This window comes from Pseudomonas sp. Cab53 (genome assembly GCF_018325965.1).
In the GTDB taxonomy this organism is placed as follows: domain Bacteria; phylum Pseudomonadota; class Gammaproteobacteria; order Pseudomonadales; family Pseudomonadaceae; genus Aquipseudomonas; species Aquipseudomonas chlororaphis_E.
The window spans coordinates 2,408,477-2,427,430 of the sequence record NZ_AP021902.1; the positions used below are offsets into that span (position 1 = coordinate 2,408,477).

16 protein-coding genes are annotated in these 18,954 nt (G+C 64.7%); 14 read left to right on the forward strand and 2 right to left on the reverse strand.

The features are described 5' to 3' along the window. Nucleotides 1–12: 12 nt before the first annotated feature. Nucleotides 13–1,389 (reverse strand): aspartate aminotransferase family protein, encoded by a 1,377-nt coding sequence (locus KI241_RS10680; RefSeq protein ID WP_123578850.1) that lies wholly within the window; start codon nucleotides 1,387–1,389, stop codon nucleotides 13–15. 213 nt (nucleotides 1,390–1,602) lie between these two features. On the opposite strand from KI241_RS10680, the gene KI241_RS10685 reads away from it, so the two are divergent. The 5 genes from KI241_RS10685 to KI241_RS10705 all read left to right on the forward strand — a co-directional run bounded on the left by KI241_RS10685 (nucleotide 1,603) and on the right by KI241_RS10705 (nucleotide 8,579). Then, the gene (locus tag KI241_RS10685; protein WP_042731995.1) at nucleotides 1,603–2,565 is read left to right on the forward strand and encodes a helix-turn-helix domain-containing protein; all 963 of its coding nucleotides are present in this window, start codon (nucleotides 1,603–1,605) and stop codon (nucleotides 2,563–2,565) included. Nucleotides 2,566–2,857: 292 nt separating this feature from the next. Next, the gene (locus tag KI241_RS10690; RefSeq protein ID WP_123578852.1) at nucleotides 2,858–4,306 is read left to right on the forward strand and encodes an APC family permease; all 1,449 of its coding nucleotides are present in this window, start codon (nucleotides 2,858–2,860) and stop codon (nucleotides 4,304–4,306) included. Between the two features lie 85 nt (nucleotides 4,307–4,391). Continuing rightward, on the forward strand, nucleotides 4,392–5,813 hold the full coding sequence (locus KI241_RS10695) for an aldehyde dehydrogenase family protein (protein WP_123578853.1): 1,422 nt from the start codon (nucleotides 4,392–4,394) through the stop codon (nucleotides 5,811–5,813). Nucleotides 5,814–5,824: 11 nt separating this feature from the next. After that, a complete protein-coding gene (locus KI241_RS10700; RefSeq protein ID WP_042731992.1) occupies nucleotides 5,825–7,174 on the forward strand; it encodes an aminotransferase class III-fold pyridoxal phosphate-dependent enzyme in 1,350 nt (449 codons plus the stop codon). A gap of 79 nt (nucleotides 7,175–7,253) precedes the next feature. Further along, nucleotides 7,254–8,579 (forward strand): hypothetical protein, encoded by a 1,326-nt coding sequence (locus KI241_RS10705; protein WP_123578854.1) that lies wholly within the window; start codon nucleotides 7,254–7,256, stop codon nucleotides 8,577–8,579. Between the two features lie 53 nt (nucleotides 8,580–8,632). On the opposite strand, the gene KI241_RS10710 is transcribed toward KI241_RS10705, so the two are convergent. Further along, on the reverse strand, nucleotides 8,633–9,391 hold the full coding sequence (locus KI241_RS10710; protein WP_123578855.1) for an IclR family transcriptional regulator: 759 nt from the start codon (nucleotides 9,389–9,391) through the stop codon (nucleotides 8,633–8,635). Nucleotides 9,392–9,663: 272 nt separating this feature from the next. On the opposite strand from KI241_RS10710, the gene KI241_RS10715 reads away from it, so the two are divergent. Genes KI241_RS10715 through KI241_RS10755 form a run of 9 tightly spaced genes read left to right on the forward strand, consistent with a single transcriptional unit; the run spans nucleotide 9,664 to nucleotide 18,940 of the window. Next, nucleotides 9,664–11,205, forward strand: coding sequence for an acetolactate synthase large subunit (locus KI241_RS10715; RefSeq protein ID WP_123578856.1), 1,542 nt, complete (start codon nucleotides 9,664–9,666; stop codon nucleotides 11,203–11,205). A 10-nt stretch (nucleotides 11,206–11,215) separates the two neighbouring features. Then, entirely contained in the window at nucleotides 11,216–12,706 is a 1,491-nt protein-coding gene (locus KI241_RS10720; RefSeq protein WP_042731327.1) for an aldehyde dehydrogenase family protein, read from the forward strand. Between the two features lie 26 nt (nucleotides 12,707–12,732). Then, complete coding sequence (locus tag KI241_RS10725; protein ID WP_042731326.1) at nucleotides 12,733–13,527, forward strand: SDR family oxidoreductase; 795 nt, start codon at nucleotides 12,733–12,735, stop codon at nucleotides 13,525–13,527. Nucleotides 13,528–13,539: 12 nt separating this feature from the next. Further along, nucleotides 13,540–14,580 carry a YCF48-related protein gene (locus KI241_RS10730; RefSeq protein ID WP_042731325.1) on the forward strand — a complete coding sequence of 347 codons (1,041 nt, stop codon included), beginning with the start codon at nucleotides 13,540–13,542 and terminating at the stop codon, nucleotides 14,578–14,580. An 11-nt stretch (nucleotides 14,581–14,591) separates the two neighbouring features. Continuing rightward, nucleotides 14,592–15,041: a VOC family protein gene (locus KI241_RS10735; RefSeq protein ID WP_042731324.1), complete on the forward strand. Its 450-nt coding sequence runs from the start codon at nucleotides 14,592–14,594 to the stop codon at nucleotides 15,039–15,041. Nucleotides 15,042–15,057: 16 nt separating this feature from the next. Further along, nucleotides 15,058–15,660, forward strand: a complete 603-nt coding sequence (locus KI241_RS10740; RefSeq protein ID WP_042731323.1) for an amino acid synthesis family protein — start codon at nucleotides 15,058–15,060, stop codon at nucleotides 15,658–15,660. Nucleotides 15,661–15,687: 27 nt separating this feature from the next. Next, nucleotides 15,688–16,557: an alpha/beta hydrolase gene (locus tag KI241_RS10745; protein ID WP_212803665.1), complete on the forward strand. Its 870-nt coding sequence runs from the start codon at nucleotides 15,688–15,690 to the stop codon at nucleotides 16,555–16,557. Then, entirely contained in the window at nucleotides 16,557–18,164 is a 1,608-nt protein-coding gene (locus tag KI241_RS10750) for a bifunctional 3-(3-hydroxy-phenyl)propionate/3-hydroxycinnamic acid hydroxylase (protein ID WP_042731321.1), read from the forward strand. The genes KI241_RS10745 and KI241_RS10750 overlap by 1 nt, the downstream gene beginning before the upstream one ends. Next, entirely contained in the window at nucleotides 18,161–18,940 is a 780-nt protein-coding gene (locus KI241_RS10755; protein ID WP_212803666.1) for a fumarylacetoacetate hydrolase family protein, read from the forward strand. Before KI241_RS10750 ends, KI241_RS10755 begins: the two co-directional genes overlap by 4 nt. Nucleotides 18,941–18,954: the final 14 nt, after the last annotated feature.

Consider the following 18,954-nt stretch of genomic DNA (forward strand, 5'->3'; position numbering starts at 1 on the left):
GGCGAGACAGCCTCAAGCCTCGAGGGAGGCCAGGGCGTCGCCGAAGATGTCCAGTGCCTTGAAGAACAGCGCCCGTGAGATCGTCAGCGAAGGCATGACGCGCATCACGTTGCTGTAGCGACCGCAGGGGATCATCAGCACGCCGTGGTTCAGCAGGTAGCCCATGAGCTGGCCGATCTTCGCGCCTTCCAGCGGCGCCTTGGTGACCGGGTCCGCAACCAGTTCGATACCGATCATCAGGCCGCGTCCGCGGACCTCGCCGACCAGCGGGCTGTTGAAACCGCGGATGCGCGCCTGGGCTTCGAGCCCCAGGGTGTGGGCGCGGTTGAGCAGGTCGAGGTCCGGGTCCTGCAGGATGCTGATGTTGGTCAGGGCCACCGCGGCGGACAGGGAGTTGGCGGCGAAGGTATTGGGCATCGAACCGTCAGGAATGGCGGCCGCCAGGTCCGAGCGCATGATCAGTCCGGCCATCGGCAGGTCGCTGCCGATCCCCTTGCCGAAGGTCAGCATGTCGGGTTTGACGCCGGAGTGCTCCACCGCCCACATCTTGCCGGTGCGCCCGGCGCCGGATTGCACTTCGTCGACGATCAGCAGCGTACCGCTGCGGTCGCAGGCCTTGCGCAACAGTTGCAGGAATTCCGGCGAGGGCGGCACGTAGCCGCCTTCGCCCTGCACCGGCTCCACGATCACCGCGGCCACGTCGTCGGCGGCGGTATAGGGTGTGTTCAGCAGGTAGTCCACGTAATCGCCGGCGATCTGCTCGGCGCTCTTGTGCGTGGTGTCGAATGGGAAGCGGTAGGCATACGGGTAGGGCGCATGGATCACGCCGCCCATCATGGCCCCGTAGCCCTTGCGGTAGGCGGTGCCCGTGGTCAGCGCGCCCGAGGCGTTCCACACGCCGTGGTAGCCGCCGTGGAAGGCGATGATCTGGTGCCGCCCGGTGATACGCTTGGCAAACTTGATCGCCGCTTCCAGTGCATCGCTGCCACTTTGCGTGAAGAAGGTGATGCAGTCGCCGCGCAGGCCTTCGGGAGCGATCTCGGAAAGCTTGGCCGCCAGTTCGGTGCGGCGGGTGCTGTTGACTTCCAGGGCATGCATCAGCACTTCGGACTGGTCGCGAATGGCCTGCACCACTTTCGGGTGGCAACGGCCTACGCTGCTGACGCCTACGCCGGCGGACAGGTCGATGTAGGTGTTGCCGTCCGTGTCCTTGAAGGTTGCGCCAAACGCACGGTCCATGGCCACGGGCATGCGACCGCCGCCGCGCGCCATCGACTCGGTACGCGCCGACAACGCGAGGGCCTCGGCGGCCATCGGGCCGGGCAGGGTGCTGGAAGTGATTCGCGGGGCATCGGCGAAGTGGAGGGATTCAAGCTTGGCTTCACTCATGACGGTCTCTCTGGATGTCGGTTGTAGTATGTCGATCATCCCCAGAGTGCGATCCTGGCCGGTAGCCCGAATCGGCACATGGATACACTGAGCGAATGCCAGTGGCCACGCGTTGAAGTCACGTGATGGAATTTGCAGAATCTGATCTTTGTGAGAATATCGCCCGGGAAGGCAGGATAAAAACAATAATATTGAACGGGGCTTTCGCGAAATATGAGAAACATAAACATAAGTCACTTCAAGGACGTCCATGTCCACGCGGCCACGGTCCAGGAATGGAGCCAGGATTACAACCAGCTCACCGCCGGTTCGGCCGAGAGTTCGCTCATGCAGTTGAGCACCGCCCGTTGCCATGTTTTCTGCGAGCAGATCAACCAGCGTGTCGTGCAGCACGGCGTGGCCCCGGCCGGCAAGATGTGCTTCGCGGTGCCGATCAACGTCCCGGGTTCGATCCGGATGCAGGGGCGTGACGTGGACGACAGCAGCCTGTTCTTCCTCCACGGTGGCGAGGAGTTCATGTTCCATATGCCGATGGGCATGGAGCTGCTGTCCATCACCTTCGAGCGTGAGCTGTTCGAGGAGGCCTTGGTGCAGACCGCGTCGGCGAAGGACATCAGCCAACTGCTCCGACAGCCGGTGATCAGGGTGTCCACCCAGCGCTTCGCGGACGCCCGGCGTCGGTTGCTGGCGGTCTTCTCCCAGGCACTGGTGAGCGAAGAGCTCGACAGCGCCCGCGACCGGGAGCTGGAGCAGGCCATGCTCGGCGAGTTGCTGCAACTGATGACCGATCCGGCCTGCGACAAGCGCCAGCGCAGCCCCAGTTCCACCCGCAGCTTCATCGTCGAGAAATGCCATCGCCTGGCGACCGCCGAGATGAACCACGTGCCCAGCGTGAGTGAGTTGTGCCAACGACTCCAGGTGAGCCGGCGAACCATGCAGAACAGTTTTCGCGCCGTGGCGGAGACGACGCCGCTCAATTACCTGCGCTCCGTACGCCTCAACGGCGTGCGCCGGACCTTGATGTCCACTCCGGCATCCCATCTTTCGATTGGCGATGCCGCCGCCCAGTGGGGCTTCTATCACCTGAGCCACTTTGCGGCGGAGTACCAGGCGCTGTTCGCCGAACTGCCGTCCCATACCGCCCGCGCGACCATCGCCCACTGCGCCCACGCTTGAACGGCGCGGCGGCGCCCCACGAGCGGGGAGCAGCGCCGGACATTGGCGCGAAATAAACCCTTTGCCTGGACGGGATCACTCCCGTGCACCCCGAATCGGCAGGCGCTCGCGGAGCGTCTTGACCTGTTTTGGGGCAAGCCTGCCGATGTTACCAATTTGGGATAGCGAGGCGTTCATGGGCCGGCATAGGATCGAATCCAGCGTGCGACAAGAACGACAAGCTGTTCGGTGCCGGTGAGTGGTTGACCGCGCCGATCCTGCAGCGACTGCCTCATACAATAAGGTCAAGAAAATGAGTGTATCTATCCCGATCAACAGCTCGACAGATCTGAAACGTGGTGCCCTGGGCGTCGGCTTCATCATCTTTTTCGTGGTTTCGGCCGCGAGCCCGCTGAGTGTGATCGCCGGCGGCTTTCCCATTGGCATCATGCTGGGCAACGGCGCCGGCACACCGGCATTGCTGATCCTGGCCTTGATGGTGTTGCTGGCGTTCTCGGTGGGCTATACCACCATGTCCCGCCATGTCACCAACGCCGGTGGCTTCTATGCCTTCACCGCCCGAGGCCTGGGTGGCCTGGCCGGCGGGGCGGCGGGGGTGCTGGCGATGTTCGCCTACAACATCCTCCAGGTCGGCCTCTATGGCATGTTCGGGGGCGTCGTCAGCGGCACCATGGCCAGTGTCTTCGGCCTGGTGCTGCCCTGGTGGTCGTATTCGTTGATGGCGATGATCAGCGTCGCGATCCTGGGGTATCGCAAGATCGATCTCTCGGCCCGGTTGCTCTCGGTGGTGGTCATCGCCGAGTACCTGGCCATCCTGACCCTGGACTTCGCCATCCTCAAGACCGGCGGGGACAGCGGCATCAATCTCGATTCGTTCGATCGCACCCATGTGCTCAGCGGTACGCCGTCCATCGGCCTGCTGTTCTGCTTCGCGGCGTTCATCGGTTTCGAGGCCACGACCATCTACGGTGAAGAAGCCAAGAACCCGCAACGCACGATCCCGATTGCCACTTACTGTTCGGTCCTGCTGATCGGCGGGTTCTACGCCCTGTCGGTCTGGGCGATGGTGGTGGGCGTCGGCGCGGACAAGATCGTCCCGACGCTGCAAGCCTTGCAAGACCCGACCACCTTCATCTATGGCATGTCTGACCACTTTGTCGGCCCGTACCTGACGCAAATCATCCGCGTGCTGTTCATGGTCAGCATCTATGCCGGGCTGCTGGCTTTCCACAACGCCGCGGCGCGCTACTTCTATGCCATTGGGCGTGACGGCCTGCTGCCGCGCCAGTTGGGCACGACCCACCGCGTCCACCAGAGCCCTCATATGGGTTCGGCGTTGCAGAGCCTGATCTCTGCGGTGATCGTGCTGATCTTTGCCGCCATGGACGCCGACCCGATCCTGCAACTCTTTGCCTGGCTGTCCAACCTGGCCACGCTTTGTGTGATCCTGCTGATGGCGATCACGTCGGCGGCGGTGCTGGTCTTCTTCCGGCGCCACCCCGAGCTCAAGCTGGGCATCTGGCGCGGGCGGATCTTCCCCGGTTTTTCCTGCCTGGCGCTGCTGGCGGTCCTGGTCCTGGCAGTGGTTCATTTCGATGTCCTGACGGGTGCCAGCGTGGCCTTGTCCTACGGCCTCTGCGCCATCATCCCCGCGGCCCTGCTGGGCGGCGTGCTCCTGGCCGCGCGACTGCGCAAGACCGCGCCGCAGCGATACCAGGCACTGGGTAGCCATAAGCTCTAAGCCCCGCGGCCCCGTTCAACCCCTACGAAAAATACCGACCCGTCCGTGTACCGGACGGCTTGTCGGTGCGCGAAAGGAAAGTGTCATGCACGATTATCAAATGCTCATCAACGGCCAGCCGGTGGACGGCGAGGACGGTCACTTCGAGGTGATCAACCCGGCGACCGGCAGAGCATTCGCCCGCTGCCCCGCCGGCTCGCTGGCCCAGCTGGACCAGGCCGTCGACGCTGCCCAGCGGGCGTTTGGCTCCTGGCGTTGCACCGCCCATGAGGACCGTTGCGAGCGCCTGTTGGCCATTGCCGCGGACATCGAGCGCGACGCCGAAGCACTGGCTCGCCTGATCGTTCTGGAGCAAGGCAAGCCCATGGCGCTGGCGTTCTCCGAAGTCATGGGGGCCGCGGCCTGGACACGCTACGCCGGGCAACAGCAGATCCCGGTAGAACTGGTGGAAGAAACCCCCGCCCAGCGTGTCGAGTTGCACCGCAAGCCCTTGGGCGTGGTGGCGTCGATCACGCCCTGGAACTGGCCTTTCATGATCGCCGTATGGCACATCATGCCGGCCCTGCGCGCCGGCAACTGCGTGATCAGCAAACCCTCGAGCCTGACGCCCCTGAGCACGTTACGACTGGTCGGGATCATCGCCCGGCATGTCCCCCAGGGCGTGATCAACATCGTCACCGGCGAGCAGGGGTTCGGCCGTGCAATCGCTCGGCACCCGGGCATTCACAAAGTGGTCTTCACCGGCTCGACCGACACCGGCATGAGTGTGATGCGCGGTGCGGCTGACAATCTCAAGCGCCTGACGCTGGAGTTGGGTGGCAACGACGCGGCGATCGTGTTGCCGGGCACGCCAGTGGAACAGGTGGTCGAAGACATCTTCCAGGCGGCCTTCCTCAACATGGGGCAGACCTGCGCCGCGCTGAAGCGGCTGTACGTGCACCAATCCCAGTACGTGGCCTTCGCAGAGGCCTTGGCGGCCATCGCCCGGCGTCAGGTGGTCGGCGACGGCCTGGAGCCTGGCGTGAGTTTCGGCCCGGTACAGAACCTTGAGCAACTGGAGCTTGTCGCCGGGCTGGTAAGCGACGCCCAGGCCCAGGGAGCCCGTGTGTTGTGTGGCGGTGCGCGGCTGGACCGCCCGGGCTTTTTCTATCCGCCGACGGTGGTGATGGATGTCACCGACGGCCAGCGCCTGGTCGACGAAGAACAGTTTGGCCCGGTGTTGCCGGTCATCGCCTACCAGGATGTCGAGGACGCCCTGCGCCGCGCCAATGCCAGCGACATGGGCTTGGGCGGGTCGGTCTGGGGTACGGATCTGGCCCAGGCGCAGGCTCTTGCCAGTCGCCTGGAATGCGGTGTGGCCTGGGTCAACTGTCACGCGCAAATTCAACCGAACACGCCTTTCGGTGGCTGCAAGCTGTCCGGCTTTGGCGTCGAGTTCGGGCTGGAAGGGTTGCTGGAATTCACCTCCCAGCAGTTGGTGTACGTACGCAAGCTTGAAACCGAGTGAGGGCAACAGTCATGTACGAGAAATATAAGACAGCACCCAAGAAGTTCTGGCATCCGATGAGTTCATCGGCCCCGGCGAACCGGGCCCGGACCTTGATCATCGCCAGCGGCGACGGCAACTACATCACGGACATCGACGGCCACCGCATGCTCGACGGCGTAGGCGGCTTGTGGAACGTCAATATCGGCCACAACCGCGCCTCGGTGAAGGCCGCCATTGCCGCGCAACTGGATGAGCTGGCGTATTACCAGACGTTCGACGGCATTGCCCATCCACGGGTATTCGACCTGGCCGAGCGCCTGACGTCGATGTTCGCCCAGGAAAAAATGGCGCGGGTGCTGTTCAGTTCCGGCGGTTCCGATGCCGTCGAGACCGCCCTGAAAATGGCCCGCCAGTACTGGATCGCCAGCGGCGAACCGGGCCGCACGCGCTTCCTGTCGCTGCGCAATGGTTATCACGGCGTGCACATGGGCGGCACTTCGGTGGGCGGCAACGGCGTGTACCACTACAACCACGGTCCGTTGCTGGCCGGCTGTCATCTGCTCGACACTCCCTGGCTGTATCGCAATCCCTGGGATTGCCGCGACCCCGAGGCGTTGACGGAGCACTGTATCCGCCAGCTCGAAGACCAGATTGCCTTGTTGGGCGCGCAGACCATTGCTGCAATGGTGGCCGAGCCTGTGCAGGGGGCGGGGGGCGTGATCGTGCCGCCGGCGCACTACTGGAAGCGCCTGCGGGAGGTTTGTGATCGCCACGCGATCCTGTTGATTGCCGATGAAGTGGTCACCGGTTTCGGTCGCTCCGGCTGCATGCTCGGCAGTCGCGGCTGGGGTGTCGCCCCGGACGTCCTGTGCCTGGCCAAAGGCATCACCGCCGGCTACATCCCCATGGGCGCGACGGTCTTCAACCAGCGCATGGCCGATGCGATCGAGAACGGCCCGGGCTTCAGCAACGTCATCATGCACGGCTACACCTACAGCGGCCACCCGACGGCCTGCGCCGCGGCCCTGGCGGTGCTGGATATCGTCGAGGCCGAGGACCTGCCGGGCAATGCGGCCACCGTCGGCGCCCAGTTGCTGGCGCAACTGCAGCCGCTGGTCGAGCGCCACGCAGTGGTCGGCGAGGTGCGCGGCAAGGGCCTGATGATCGCCCTGGACCTGGTGGCCGACAAGGCCACCCGCGAGCCGCTCGATCCGGCGTCCGGCCGTGCCTCGCGCATCGCCGACGAGGCACGACGCGCCGGAGTGCTGGTGCGGCCGATCGGCAACAAGATCGTCCTTTCGCCGCCCCTGACCCTCACGGCCGATGAGGCGGGCCAGATGGTCTCTGCCCTCGATATGGCCCTAACCGACTGCCGCTAGTCGGCGTCCGTTCCACCGACGCAGCCAGGTTGCGTCGGTTCGCGCCTGAGCATCAGGCGCCCCCTCAGGAGCTTCAACCATGCGCTATCCATCGTGGGTTTCACGTACAAGGGACAGTCTCGTCTGCGCCTTGACGCTGTCGGTCATCAGCCAGGCCCAGGCATACGAACTGTACGCCGATGAAAACAGCCACCTCAACGCCGACGCCGTGGCGGTGTTCGGGATGTTCAACAGTCGCAAGAATTACGACGGCACGCCGGGGGGATCGACCTGGCGAGAAGGGTTTATCAAGTACGGTTTGAGTGGCGACCAGGGATTGGCCGGCCATGGCACTGCCTACGGTGCGTTCAACCTGGTCAGCTCCGCCACCTGGGGGGACGGCGACCCGGCCGGCAACTCGGTTGGATCCGAGCGCACCACCAAGATCGAAGAGGCTTATCTGGGCTGGCGCTCCGGCGACCTGTTCCCGGCGTTGGGCCAGGATGGCGTCGATGTCTCTGGCGGCCGCCAGGTGGTCAAGCTGGGGCGAGGCTTCCTCATCAACGACGACGGGCCGAATCTGGGTAAAGGACCGGCCGACGGCCGCCTGAACCGTGGCGGTGCCTATTACATGGCGGCCCGGCATGCCTTCGACCAGACCGCGGTGGTGCGGCTGGGAGGGCAGGACGGGGTGCACGGCAGCGTGGTGTGGCTCAAGTCCGACAACCGTGCCCAGGCCGAGACCGAACTCGCGGCCGGTACGCTGGACTACACCGCCAAGGCCGGCACGCTGGGGCTGACCTGGGTGCACGGTATTGACGTCGATGATCGGTGGGCCAGCGACTTCCAGCGCCAACGCAAGGGGCTGGACGTCTACAGCCTGCGCGGCGAGGGCGACGCTGGCATCGAGAACGCCAGCTTCGCCTTCGAGTACGCCTGGCAGGACAAGGACGCCGGCACCGAGAATGCCTGGTACGCCGAGGCCGGGTATACCTTCGCGGACGTTGCCTGGGCGCCGAAGCTGACGTACCGCTACACCTGCTACTCGTCCCGGTGGGATTCGCTGTTCACCGGCCAGAGCACTGGCTACGGCACTTGGTTCCAGGGCGAGGTGGCCGGTAACTACGCCGGGCCGTTCAACACCAACACGGGTATCCATCATGTCGGCCTGAAGGCCACGCCCTTGGAGAACCTGACCCTCGGTGCGCTGTTCTTCGACTACAACACCGTACGCAAAGAAAACGCCGTCAACCTCGACGCCCGGGAGCTGGATCTCTATGCCGAGTGGGCTGTCAGCGAGCACCTGATCGTCACCCCGTTGATCGGTCTCTACAAACCGGACCGGGATGCCGCGACAGGGGGTAACCAGGTGGGCGGCAACGGGACCAACCTGTACAGCCAGGTCACCGTCGCCGTTCCATTCTGATCCGGCGCCGCTGCGGGCGGATGGCACCGCAGCGTCTGTCTTGGCGAGGTTGTCTAGCCCTGGCCGGAGACCGGCGGGTGCTTCATCCGCTCGGCGATTCGCCGGGTGGTCTCCATCACCATTTCCACCACGGTGTCTTGGCGTAGCAGCTTGAAGCTCTGGGTACTGCCGACCGCCGAGAGGCTGCCGACCACCTCGTCGAGCGCCGGGTTGATGATCGGCGCCGCGATACCGGTCAGGCCTTGGTTGAGCTCGTCGTGGGTCAGGCAATAGCCATCCTTGCGGATCTTCTTCGCCGCCTTGGAAAAACCGGCCCAGTCGTAAGGGCTGTCGGGGTCGTTGGCCATGTGTTCATCGAACAGGCGTTGCAGGCGCCGGCCTTTCTGGAAGGCGATCAGCACCTTGGATTGCGCGCCGCGGAAGAACGGCAGCGGATGACCTCGGCCAAAGGAAAACTGGTAGGTGTCATCGGGTTCGGCAATGTACGTGTTGATGATGTGGCCGTCGTAGAAAACGCTGGCGAAGACCGCCAGTCCGGTTTCCTCGGACAGCGTATGCATCAGTTCGCGACCGGCCACGAGGATCGGGTCGTACTGACGCATCATCCAGTCCAGCTCGATGATCCGTGGCCCCAGGCCATAGCTGCCGGCGTCCACCCGGACCAGCAGGCCGGCGTCACACAGGTCCTTGACGTAGCGGTACACCGTCGCCCGCGACAACCCCATGCGTTCGGCAATGGTGTCGGGGTCGATCTTCAGCTGTTGCGGGCCGAACAGGTCCAGGACGCTCAGCATTTTACTCAGACTGCTCATTTGACTCCTAAGGAGGGAGGGCGCGTGGATGGCCGATGGGTGAGCACTATAGGTAGACGCGCCAGGGATGGAAAGCCTGCCCATGGCAGGGATAACCCGCCATCACGGTACTCCTGTGGCTGAGAAAAACAAGCATATGCATGGCGTTTTTAAGTTTAAAAATACAATAAAATCTCAAAATACGAGTTTTACGTTAAAAAATAGCTTGTTGATCCAGGTTTTCTGTGTGATAAATCTCAGCCACTGCAAACGCTCGATCAAGAGGGCTGGAAATGAATGGTGCGCAACTGATAGTGAAGGCGGCGGTGGCAAGCGGTATCGAGTACTGCTTTGCCAATCCCGGAACGACGGAGATTCCCCTGGTGGCCGCGATGGCCAGTGCGCCGGCCCTCAAACCGGTCCTGTCGCTGTTCGAGGGCGTGTGCACCGGGGCCGCGGACGGCTATGGCCGGATCGCCGGCAAACCGGCCATGACCTTGACGCACCTGGGGCCAGGCTTTGCCAATGGCATCGCCAACCTGCACAACGCCCGGCGGGCCAACACGCCTATCGTCAATGTCATCGGCGATCACGCCTCCTGGCACGTCAACTACGATCCGCCCTTGGCCAGCGATATCCAGGCCCTGGCCGGCAGCGTTTCCGGTTGGGTGCGGACTTCGCGCACGGCGGCCGGCGTCGGGGAAGACCTGCAGGAAGCGGTGCGTGCCGCCTGGCAGGCCAAGGGACAAATCGCCAGCCTGATCCTGCCGATGGATTTACAGGCCAACAGCGTGGCGATTGAACGTCCGTTCAGCGCCTTGCAGGCCCCGGTCCGGCGTATGGCCGGTGACCGGATCGAAGCCGTGGCCCAGGCCCTGCGCGACGGGCGCCGGCTGGTGTTCATTGTCGGTGACGAGGGCTTGTCCGTGGACGGACTCCAGGCGGCGGGGCGCCTGGCCCAACTGCCGGGTGTACGGATGTTCGCCGAGACGTTCCCGCGCCTGAGCTACCGTGGCGGTGGCTTGCCGGACCTGGATCGCCTGCCGTATTTCCCCGAGGTGGCGATCGAGATCCTCGACCAGTACGACGCCGTCGTGTGTGCCGGCGTCCCGGATCCGATCAGTTACTTCGGCTATGAGGGCATCGCCTCGCGTTTGGCCGAGCGTGAACGCCTGCTGTGCCTGGCCGAGGTGGGGGACGATGTCGCCGGTGCGCTCACCGCGCTTGCCGATGCCTTGCAGGCACCGGCCTTCCAGCCGACCCCGATGGGCATCGAGTTGCCGCCGGGCGAAGCCGAGCTGACTCCGCAATCGATCGGTCAGGTCCTGGCTGCCTCACTGCCGGACGACTGCATCGTTTCCGTGGAGGGTGGCACGTGTGGCTACCCGTTCTTCACTGCCTCGGCCCATGCCGCGCGGCACCGGGTGCTGACCAATACCGGAGGCGCCATCGGCCAGGGCATTCCGGTGGGGTTTGGCGCGGCCCTGGCCGAGCGTGGCAACCGGGTGTTCTGCCTGCAATCGGACGGCAGCGCCCAGTACACCATCCAGACCTTGTGGAGCATCGCCCGCGAGCAATTGCCGGTGGTGATTCTGATTGCCGCCAACCATCGCTACGCGATCCTGCAGAACGAATTGCGCCGTTTCGGCATGACCGAGCTGGGGCCCGAAGCCCTGAGCCTGACCGTCCTGGACCGCCCACGCGTCGACTGGAAGGCCCTGGCCAAGGGCTACGGCCTGCCGGCCTGCACCGTCTGCACCAACGCCGAACTGCAACGGGCCCTGGCCAATGCCAAGGCTGATGGCGGTCCTTGCCTGATCGAAATGGCCCTGTGAAGGAGGGGATATGAGTCAGATCCAATTACTGCCCGCCGTCGAGCAATTCCTGGCACAACCCGGCCGGCTGTTCATCGGGGGGACCTGGCAGGACGCCGCCAGTGGCCGTCGGTTTGCCGTGGAAAATCCGGCGGACGAACGCAGCGTGGCGCACGTGGCCGAAGGTGACAAGCGCGATATAGACGCCGCCGTCGCTGCCGCCCGCGCGGCCTTCACCGGACCCTGGGCCACTCATTCACCGGCCCAGCGTGGCCTGCTGCTGTTGCGCCTGGCGGAACTGCTCGACCAGCACCGTGAAGAATTGGCCCAACTGATCACGCTGGAGAACGGCAAGCCGATCGCAATGGCCCGGGGCGAAGCGGCAAGCGCGGCCAACATCGTGCGCTACTTTGCCGGTTGGCCGACCAAGATCGAAGGCAGCACGCTGCCGGTGTCGCCCGCCAGCGGCGCGCCGATGCTCAACTACACCCTGCGCGAACCGGTGGGTGTCTGCGCCTTGATCGTGCCGTGGAATTTCCCGCTGACCATGTGCGTGTGGAAGCTCGGCCCGGCGCTGGCGACCGGTTGCGTCGCGGTGCTCAAGCCTGCCGAGCAGACGCCCCTGGTTGCGATTCGCCTGGTGCAGTTGATCGAGGCCGCCGGCTTCCCGGCCGGGGTGGTCAACCTGGTCACCGGCCTGGGTGCCGACACCGGTGCGCCGCTGGCCCAGCACCCGGACGTGGACAAGATCGCGTTCACAGGTTCCACCCAGGTGGGCCGGCTGATCGCCCAGGCCGCCACCGGCAACATGAAGAAGGTGTCCCTGGAGCTGGGCGGCAAGTCGCCGAACATCATCCTGCCCGACGCCGACATCGTGCGGGCGGCCAAGGGCGCCGCCGATGGCATTTTCTACAACCAGGGCCAGGTTTGCACCGCCGGGTCACGCCTGTATGTACACGCCAGTGTCCTCGACCAGGTGCTCGAAGAGCTCCAGCGCCATGCCGCCGCCCACTCGCTGGGCCCTGGGCTGGACCCGGGCAGCAGCATGGGGCCGCTGGTATCGGCCCGGCAGTTGAACTCGGTGCGTGGCTACCTGCAACGCGGCCAGGAAGAGGGTGCCGAGCTGGTGTGCGGCGGCGCGCGGCCCGAGCACCTGGAGCGCGGCCACTTCATCCAGCCCAGCGTGTTTCTCGACCGCGCCGAACGCGCCTGTGTCGCCCGCGAGGAAATCTTCGGACCGGTGCTGACGGTCATGAGCTGGACCGAGATCGACGAACTGGTGCTGCGCGCCAACGACTCGCCCTATGGCCTGGCAGCGGGCCTGTGGACCCGGGACCTGCGCTCCGCCCACCGGGTGGCCGCACAGTTGAAAGCCGGATCGGTGTGGATCAACTGCTGGAACGTCGTCGACCCGGCGTCGCCGTTTGGTGGCTACAAACAATCCGGCTGGGGCCGGGAAATGAGCAAGCACGTGATCGATGCCTACACCGAGACCAAGAGTGTCTTTGTCGATCTGGCCTGAACCGAATAAACACAAGAGGAACTGCTATGGATCTGGAATTGCAAGGCCGCGTGGCAATCGTCACCGGCGGTGGGATGGGCATCGGCAAGGAAGTCGCACGTTTTCTTTCCCAGGAAGGCTGCAAGGTGGCGATCTGCGCCCGGCGCATGGAGTTCTTGCAGCAGGCTGCCGAGGAAATCAGCGCCGAGACCGGTAACGAGGTACTGCCGCTGTACTGCGACACCAACCAGATGTCGGCCGTGACGGACATGGTGCAGGCCGCCTACAAGCACTTTGGCCGCATCGACATCCTGGTCAACGGCGCCGCGGCGCCGTCCGGGGTGGTTCGCAATGACATCGAGCACGCCGGCGACGACGAGCTGCTGTCGGACCTCAACACCAAGGTGATCGGCTACTTCCGCTGCGCCAAGGCCGTGACCCCGCACATGAAGGCCGGTGGCTTCGGTCGCATCATCAACATCGGTGGCCTGACCGGGCGTGGCAGCAAGGTGCTCTCGGGCATGCGCAACCTCGCCATCGCCCACATGACCAAGACCCTCTCCGACCAACTGGGCCCGGCCGGTATCACCGTCAACCTGATTCACCCCGGCGTGGTGGACACCCCGCACATCCAGGAGCTGTACGAGCGCGAAGGGATCAAGCAGGGCAAGACCCCTGGGCAGGTGGAGCAGGGCTACATCGACGCGACGCCGATTCGCCGCACCCTGGCGCCCATCGAAATGGGCTGGCTGATCGGTTTCCTGGCGTCCCCCAAGGCCGGCGCCGTAACGGGCGAGTCCATCGGCATCGACGGTGGCCTGACCCGTGGCATCTTCATTTGAGGAGCAACAGCGATGAGTAACGGAACCCTTTTGGTCGCCACCGTGGGGCAGGCGGTCATCCGCAGTGCCGATGACGGGCGCACCTGGCACCGCCTCGGCCTGGGGCAAGACCTTGAGTTCGATGCGATCACCCGATCCTTGAGTGTTCATCCCGAGGCGCCTGAAGTGATCTACGCCGGCACCGATGTCGGCCTGTGCGTCAGCCGCGACACTGGCGGGCACTGGCAACGGGTGGACTCACCGTTCAACGGGCAGACGGTGTGGAAGGTCGCCGTGGATCCGCAGGATGCCCAGCGCATTTTCGTTGGCACCGGGGCACCGTCCCGTGCCGTCCTGTGGCGCACCCTCGATGGCGGCCAGCACTGGGACCGGGCGCCAGTGGAGATTCCCGAGTTCTGCGAAGGTGTCAGCCGGCCGCGCCTGTTGGCGTTCGCCTATGACCCGACGGACCGCAACCAGCTCTGGTTCGGCCTCGAAGAGGGCGGCCTGTTCCACAGCCGCGATGGCGGCGACAGCTGGACTCGTGTCGACGACCGGCTGTTGTGGGACTACAACTCAGACATCCACAACATCCTGGTACTGCCCAACCACGGCCAGAAAGTCATCGTCGTGGTGTGCGTCAACGCCGTCTACCGCAGCCTCGATGAGGGCCAGACCTGGACCGGCATAGAAGCCCGCGAAACCTTCGGCCTGTACTACGTGCGTGCCATGAATGCGCCGCTGGGCAGCCAGGACACCCTGTACCTGAGCATTTCCGATGGCACGCCGGGTACCACCAGCAAGGTGCTCGTCTCCCGGGACGCGGCCATCAGTTGGGAAGTGCTGCCGCTGTCACAGCAACCCAACTCCTGTGTCTGGGCAATTGCCCTGAACCCGGCCAACCCGCGCCAGATCGTCGCCGGCACCAAGTATGGCCATTTGTTCACCTCCGAGAACGGCGGTGACGGCTGGCAGAAACAGTGGCGCGAGTTCAGTGAAATCGCTGATGTGCTCTGGACGCCAGCCGTGGCGCAGATCAAGTCCGGGCATCAATCCATCATCAAGAAGAACTGAGGTATCGCGCGATGAAAGTCGAGGTCGTTCGTACGCATCTGTCGCTGTTCGTCAAGGACCCGGAAACGTCGGCACGCTGGTACGCCGACGTGCTGGGCATGCACGAAAGTGCCCGGGGTGAAAGCTGGATCATGATGGCCTTCGGTGCCAAGCACCACGACATCGCCCTGATCCGCGCAGAACCGGGTGCCCACCAAGGTGGACTGGGCCTGCAGCACTACGGGCTGGAGATCGCCGGCGACATGACCACCCTGCGCCAGCTCTACGGCATGTTGCTTGGCAAAGGGATCGAGGTGGTGAAGATCACCGATCATGAAATCGGCAACGGCGTGTATTTCAACGACCCCGACGGTAATCGCATGGAGTTTTTCCTCGAGACCGAACACGACGACGAGCGCGGCAAGGAACGTTTCAAGTCGGCCGGCGCGCCCAGTCGTCACTTCGATCTCGACCCACTTTGAACAAGAGGCATGTCTGATGAAAACCGCTAATTTCGCCCGTTATCACATCCGCAAGTGGTACAGCTTCGTCGAGGAAACCCTGGCCAACGAAACCGGCCAGTTGGCCGACGGCGAGCCGTTGTTCAAGTACGCCATTGGCGCCGTGATCGCCAACCCGTATGCCGGTCGCTTCAGCGAGAGCCTGGCCGAGTTGGTCGAACCCTCGCCGTTGCTGGGCCAGGAGTTCGGCCGGCGTATCCAGGCCCTGGCGGGCGGGCGCGAGATCGTCAGCTATGGCAAGGCCTGCCTGGTGGGCAGCGCGGGCGAGTACGAGCACGGCAATGCCTTGCTCACCAACCCGGCGGCGGACCCGATCCGGGTCGCGCTGGGCGGTGGCAAGTCCTGGGTGCCTTCCACCGGCAAGCGTGGCGGGCCGGGTGCGACCATCGACGTGCCGTTGGCCCACAAGGATGCGCTGTATGTGCGTTCGCACTACGACAGCATTTCGCTTTCGTTCAGTGACGGCCCGTCCGCCGATGAACTGGTAATCATCTGGGCGTTTGCCACGCGCGGACGCCTGCATGCGCGACTCGGTGGCCTCCAGGCCGCCGACGTCAAGGGCAACGATGGCCTGTACTGAGGGGCGTTGACCGTGGGAGCCAAACGAATGTCTGCGAACAGCCACTTCTTCACCAATCGATCGTCGATGCACCTGCACTACGTGTCCTGGGGCAACGAGTCGGGCATCCCCGTGCTGCTGCTCCACGGCCTGCGCTCTTATGCCCGGACCTGGGAGTCGCTGGCCAATGCGCTGGGCGACCGGTACTGCTGCCATGCCCTCGACCAACGCGGCCGTGGCTTCAGCGACTGGGCGTCGGCCAGCAGCTACCGGACCGAGGCCTATGTCAGTGACGTCGAGGATTGGGTGGTGCACCTGGGGCTGCGGCAGTTCATCCTGGTGGGGCATTCCCTCGGCGGCACCAACGCACTGGAGTACGCGCGGCTCAATCCCGGACGGCTACAGGCGCTGGTGATCGAGGACATTGGCCCAGGCTCTTCTGTCAGTGGCGACGGAGCCGCGCGTATCCGCCGCGAGATGAGCGAGACGCCGCTGGTGTTTCCCGATTGGCCGAGTGCCGCCCAGTTCTGGCAGCAGTCGCGCCCCGGCCTGTCCCAGGAGGGGCTGGCCTCCCGGCTGATGCATTCGATGAAGGAAACGCTGGCGGGCATCGAGTGGCGTCACGACCAGCAAGGCATCGCCCAGGCACGCCTGACCATCACGCCCACCGACCTGTGGCCGGCGGTACGCAGCCTGGATTGCCCGACGCTGTTCATTCGTGGCGCGCGCTCCGATTTCCTGCCGCTGGCGACCCTTGAGGCAATCAGGCAAGCCAATGCTCGGGTGCAGACGACGGAAGTCGCCGATGCCAGTCATTACGTCCATGATGACCAGAGCGAGATCTTCAACCGTGTCGTCAAGGACTATCTGGACGGCCAGGGCTTGCAACCACAACAAAAACAATGCGGTGAATCGTGATGAAGCAGGACAAGACCCAGGTTGTCATCGTCGGCGGTGGCCCGAACGGGATCACCGCCGCGCATTACATGGGGCTGTACGGGATCGAATGCGTTGTCCTCGAGTTGGCGGACGGCATCCTGCCGTATCCCCGCGCGGTGGGCATGGACGATGAGGCGCTGCGGGTGCTGCAAGGCATCGGCATCGCCGAGCTGGCCGTCCGCGACATGATCTGCGACGTGCCGCTGCGCTACTACAATGCGCGGGGCGTGTGCTTTGCCGAGGTCAAGCCGAGCACCGCCCGCTACGGCTGGCCGATGCGCAATATCTTCATGCAGCAATTGCTCGAAGCGACCCTGCGCGAACAGCTCGGCACGCGCGCCGGCGTCGACCTGCGCCAGGGCCATGAAATGCTCGACCTGGAGCAGGATGACCGCGGCGTGACGTTGCAGGTGCGCGACGCCCAGGGTGAGTTGTATCAATTGCAGGCGCAGTACGTCATCGGGGCGGACGGTGGTCGTTCCGCCGTGCGCAAGAAACTCGGCATCGAGTTGCTGGGCCTGACCCACCCGCGCAAATGGGTGGTAATCGACACCTGTAACGACACCCTCGATGCGCCTTACACGGCCTTGCATGCCGATCCGCAGCGACCCTTCGTCTGCATCTATTTGCCGTACCAGCAACGGCGTTGGGAGTTCATGTTGCTGGAAGGCGAGGACGAGGCGAGGATGTGCGAGGAGGGCACCATCCGGGCGTTGATCCGGGAGCACATTGGTGATGCGGTCGATCAACTGGACATCATCCGTATCCGGGCGTACACCCACAACTCCCGGGTTGCGGCCCGCTTTGTCGAAGGGCGCGTGGCGCTGGTGGGGGATGCGGCGCATATTTCCCCACCCTGGGCCGGCCAGGGCCTGAACTCAGGCCTGCGTGACGTGGCCAACGTCGCCTGGAAGATCGCGGCCATCATCCAGGGGCGGGCATCGGCGTCGATCCTGGCCAGCTACGACCAGGAGCGGCGCGGGCACGCCACCGACCTGATCGCCCTGGCCGACAACATGGGCGCGGTGCTGGGCCTGACCAACCCGTTGATGGCCGGGGTACGGGACTGGTTGTTCCAGGCCGTCAACAGCGTCGACAACCTGCGCTCGCACCTGCTGGAGTTCAAGTTCAAGCCCAAGGCGACCATCACCAAGGGCCTGGTCCATCATGAGCGGGCAGAACTGCATGAGGACGATCTGGTCGGCCAACTGTTCATCCAGCCGGCCATCGAGGATGCTCAGGGGCAGCGGCGTCGTCTTGACGAGGTGTTGGGGCATTCCTACGCGGTGCTGGGGTATAGGGTCAACCCGCGCGAGGCGCTCAGCGAGCAGAGCGCCGCCTATTGGGCGCGTTGGGACACGCGCTTCATCCAGGTCAACCGTTCACGCAGTGGCAAGGCGGCCGGCCAACCGTTGACGGCCAGCGGCGCCATCAGTGTCGAGGACGTCGACAACCGGCTGGGGGAATGGTTTGCCAAGGTGCGCGACTGCATCGTGGTGGTGCGCCCGGACCGCTTCGTTGCCGCGATCACCACGCCGGAACGGCTCGACGGTGTGTTGCGCAAATTGGCGGAGCAGCACTCATGAACCCGCTCGACGATCTGGTGGTTCGACTCCACCACGCCGGGTTGGGCGCCGAGGCCTTGCCACCGTTGCCGCCCCTGGCACTGGATGTGCCCGCCGGTTATGCCTTGCAGCGAGAGGCCCTGCGCCAACGCGAAGTGCGCGGCGAGCAACTGTCCGGCTGGAAAGTCGCGTTTGCCGGCAGCGCGGCCCAGCGCCGGTTCGGCCTCCACGAGCCGGTGCTGGGAGCGCTCACCCAAGCGATGGCCGTCAAGCCGAGTAGTACGGTGGCGTTGGCGCAGTTGATCCAGCCCAAGCTGGAAGTTGAACTGGCGTTCGTGCTGGGACGGACACTGGTGCCGGGTGACTACAGTGACGAAGCCATCCTGGCTGCCGTGTCCATGGTCGCACCGGCCTTCGAGATCGCCGACTGCCGTTGGCTGGGCTGGCAGTTCGGCGTGGGCGCGTTCCTGGCGGACAATGCCGCGGCCGCGCGCTACTGCCTCGGTTCGCCGGTGGTATTCGATCCGGTCTTGCACGCCAGTGTGGCCTATCGCCTCACCTGCGACGGGGTCTCCTGTGGCAGCGGTGACACCCAGGCACGGGAAGACGCGCCGACGAGCAATCTGTGCTGGCTGGTGCGGCGACTGCTGGCCGACGGACAGGCGCTGGAGGCGGGCCAGGTGGTGCTGTCCGGTGCATTACTGGCACCCCTGGCCATCCAGGCCGGCGAGTACCGCTTGCAGATGCTTGGCACGGAACTGGCTTTGGTTTTCCAGGCGGGTACCGACGCCGCGTGAAGCCAGCCACCGTC

Coding starts and splice junctions, on each gene's coding strand:
- KI241_RS10680 (WP_123578850.1), bottom strand. CDS start 1,389: ATGAGTGAAGCCAAGCTTGAATCCCTCCACTTCGCCGATGCCCCGCGA.
- KI241_RS10685 (WP_042731995.1), top strand. CDS start 1,603: ATGAGAAACATAAACATAAGTCACTTCAAGGACGTCCATGTCCACGCG.
- KI241_RS10690 (WP_123578852.1), top strand. CDS start 2,858: ATGAGTGTATCTATCCCGATCAACAGCTCGACAGATCTGAAACGTGGT.
- KI241_RS10695 (WP_123578853.1), top strand. CDS start 4,392: ATGCACGATTATCAAATGCTCATCAACGGCCAGCCGGTGGACGGCGAG.
- KI241_RS10700 (WP_042731992.1), top strand. CDS start 5,825: ATGTACGAGAAATATAAGACAGCACCCAAGAAGTTCTGGCATCCGATG.
- KI241_RS10705 (WP_123578854.1), top strand. CDS start 7,254: ATGCGCTATCCATCGTGGGTTTCACGTACAAGGGACAGTCTCGTCTGC.
- KI241_RS10710 (WP_123578855.1), bottom strand. CDS start 9,391: ATGAGCAGTCTGAGTAAAATGCTGAGCGTCCTGGACCTGTTCGGCCCG.
- KI241_RS10715 (WP_123578856.1), top strand. CDS start 9,664: ATGAATGGTGCGCAACTGATAGTGAAGGCGGCGGTGGCAAGCGGTATC.
- KI241_RS10720 (WP_042731327.1), top strand. CDS start 11,216: ATGAGTCAGATCCAATTACTGCCCGCCGTCGAGCAATTCCTGGCACAA.
- KI241_RS10725 (WP_042731326.1), top strand. CDS start 12,733: ATGGATCTGGAATTGCAAGGCCGCGTGGCAATCGTCACCGGCGGTGGG.
- KI241_RS10730 (WP_042731325.1), top strand. CDS start 13,540: ATGAGTAACGGAACCCTTTTGGTCGCCACCGTGGGGCAGGCGGTCATC.
- KI241_RS10735 (WP_042731324.1), top strand. CDS start 14,592: ATGAAAGTCGAGGTCGTTCGTACGCATCTGTCGCTGTTCGTCAAGGAC.
- KI241_RS10740 (WP_042731323.1), top strand. CDS start 15,058: ATGAAAACCGCTAATTTCGCCCGTTATCACATCCGCAAGTGGTACAGC.
- KI241_RS10745 (WP_212803665.1), top strand. CDS start 15,688: ATGTCTGCGAACAGCCACTTCTTCACCAATCGATCGTCGATGCACCTG.
- KI241_RS10750 (WP_042731321.1), top strand. CDS start 16,557: ATGAAGCAGGACAAGACCCAGGTTGTCATCGTCGGCGGTGGCCCGAAC.
- KI241_RS10755 (WP_212803666.1), top strand. CDS start 18,161: ATGAACCCGCTCGACGATCTGGTGGTTCGACTCCACCACGCCGGGTTG.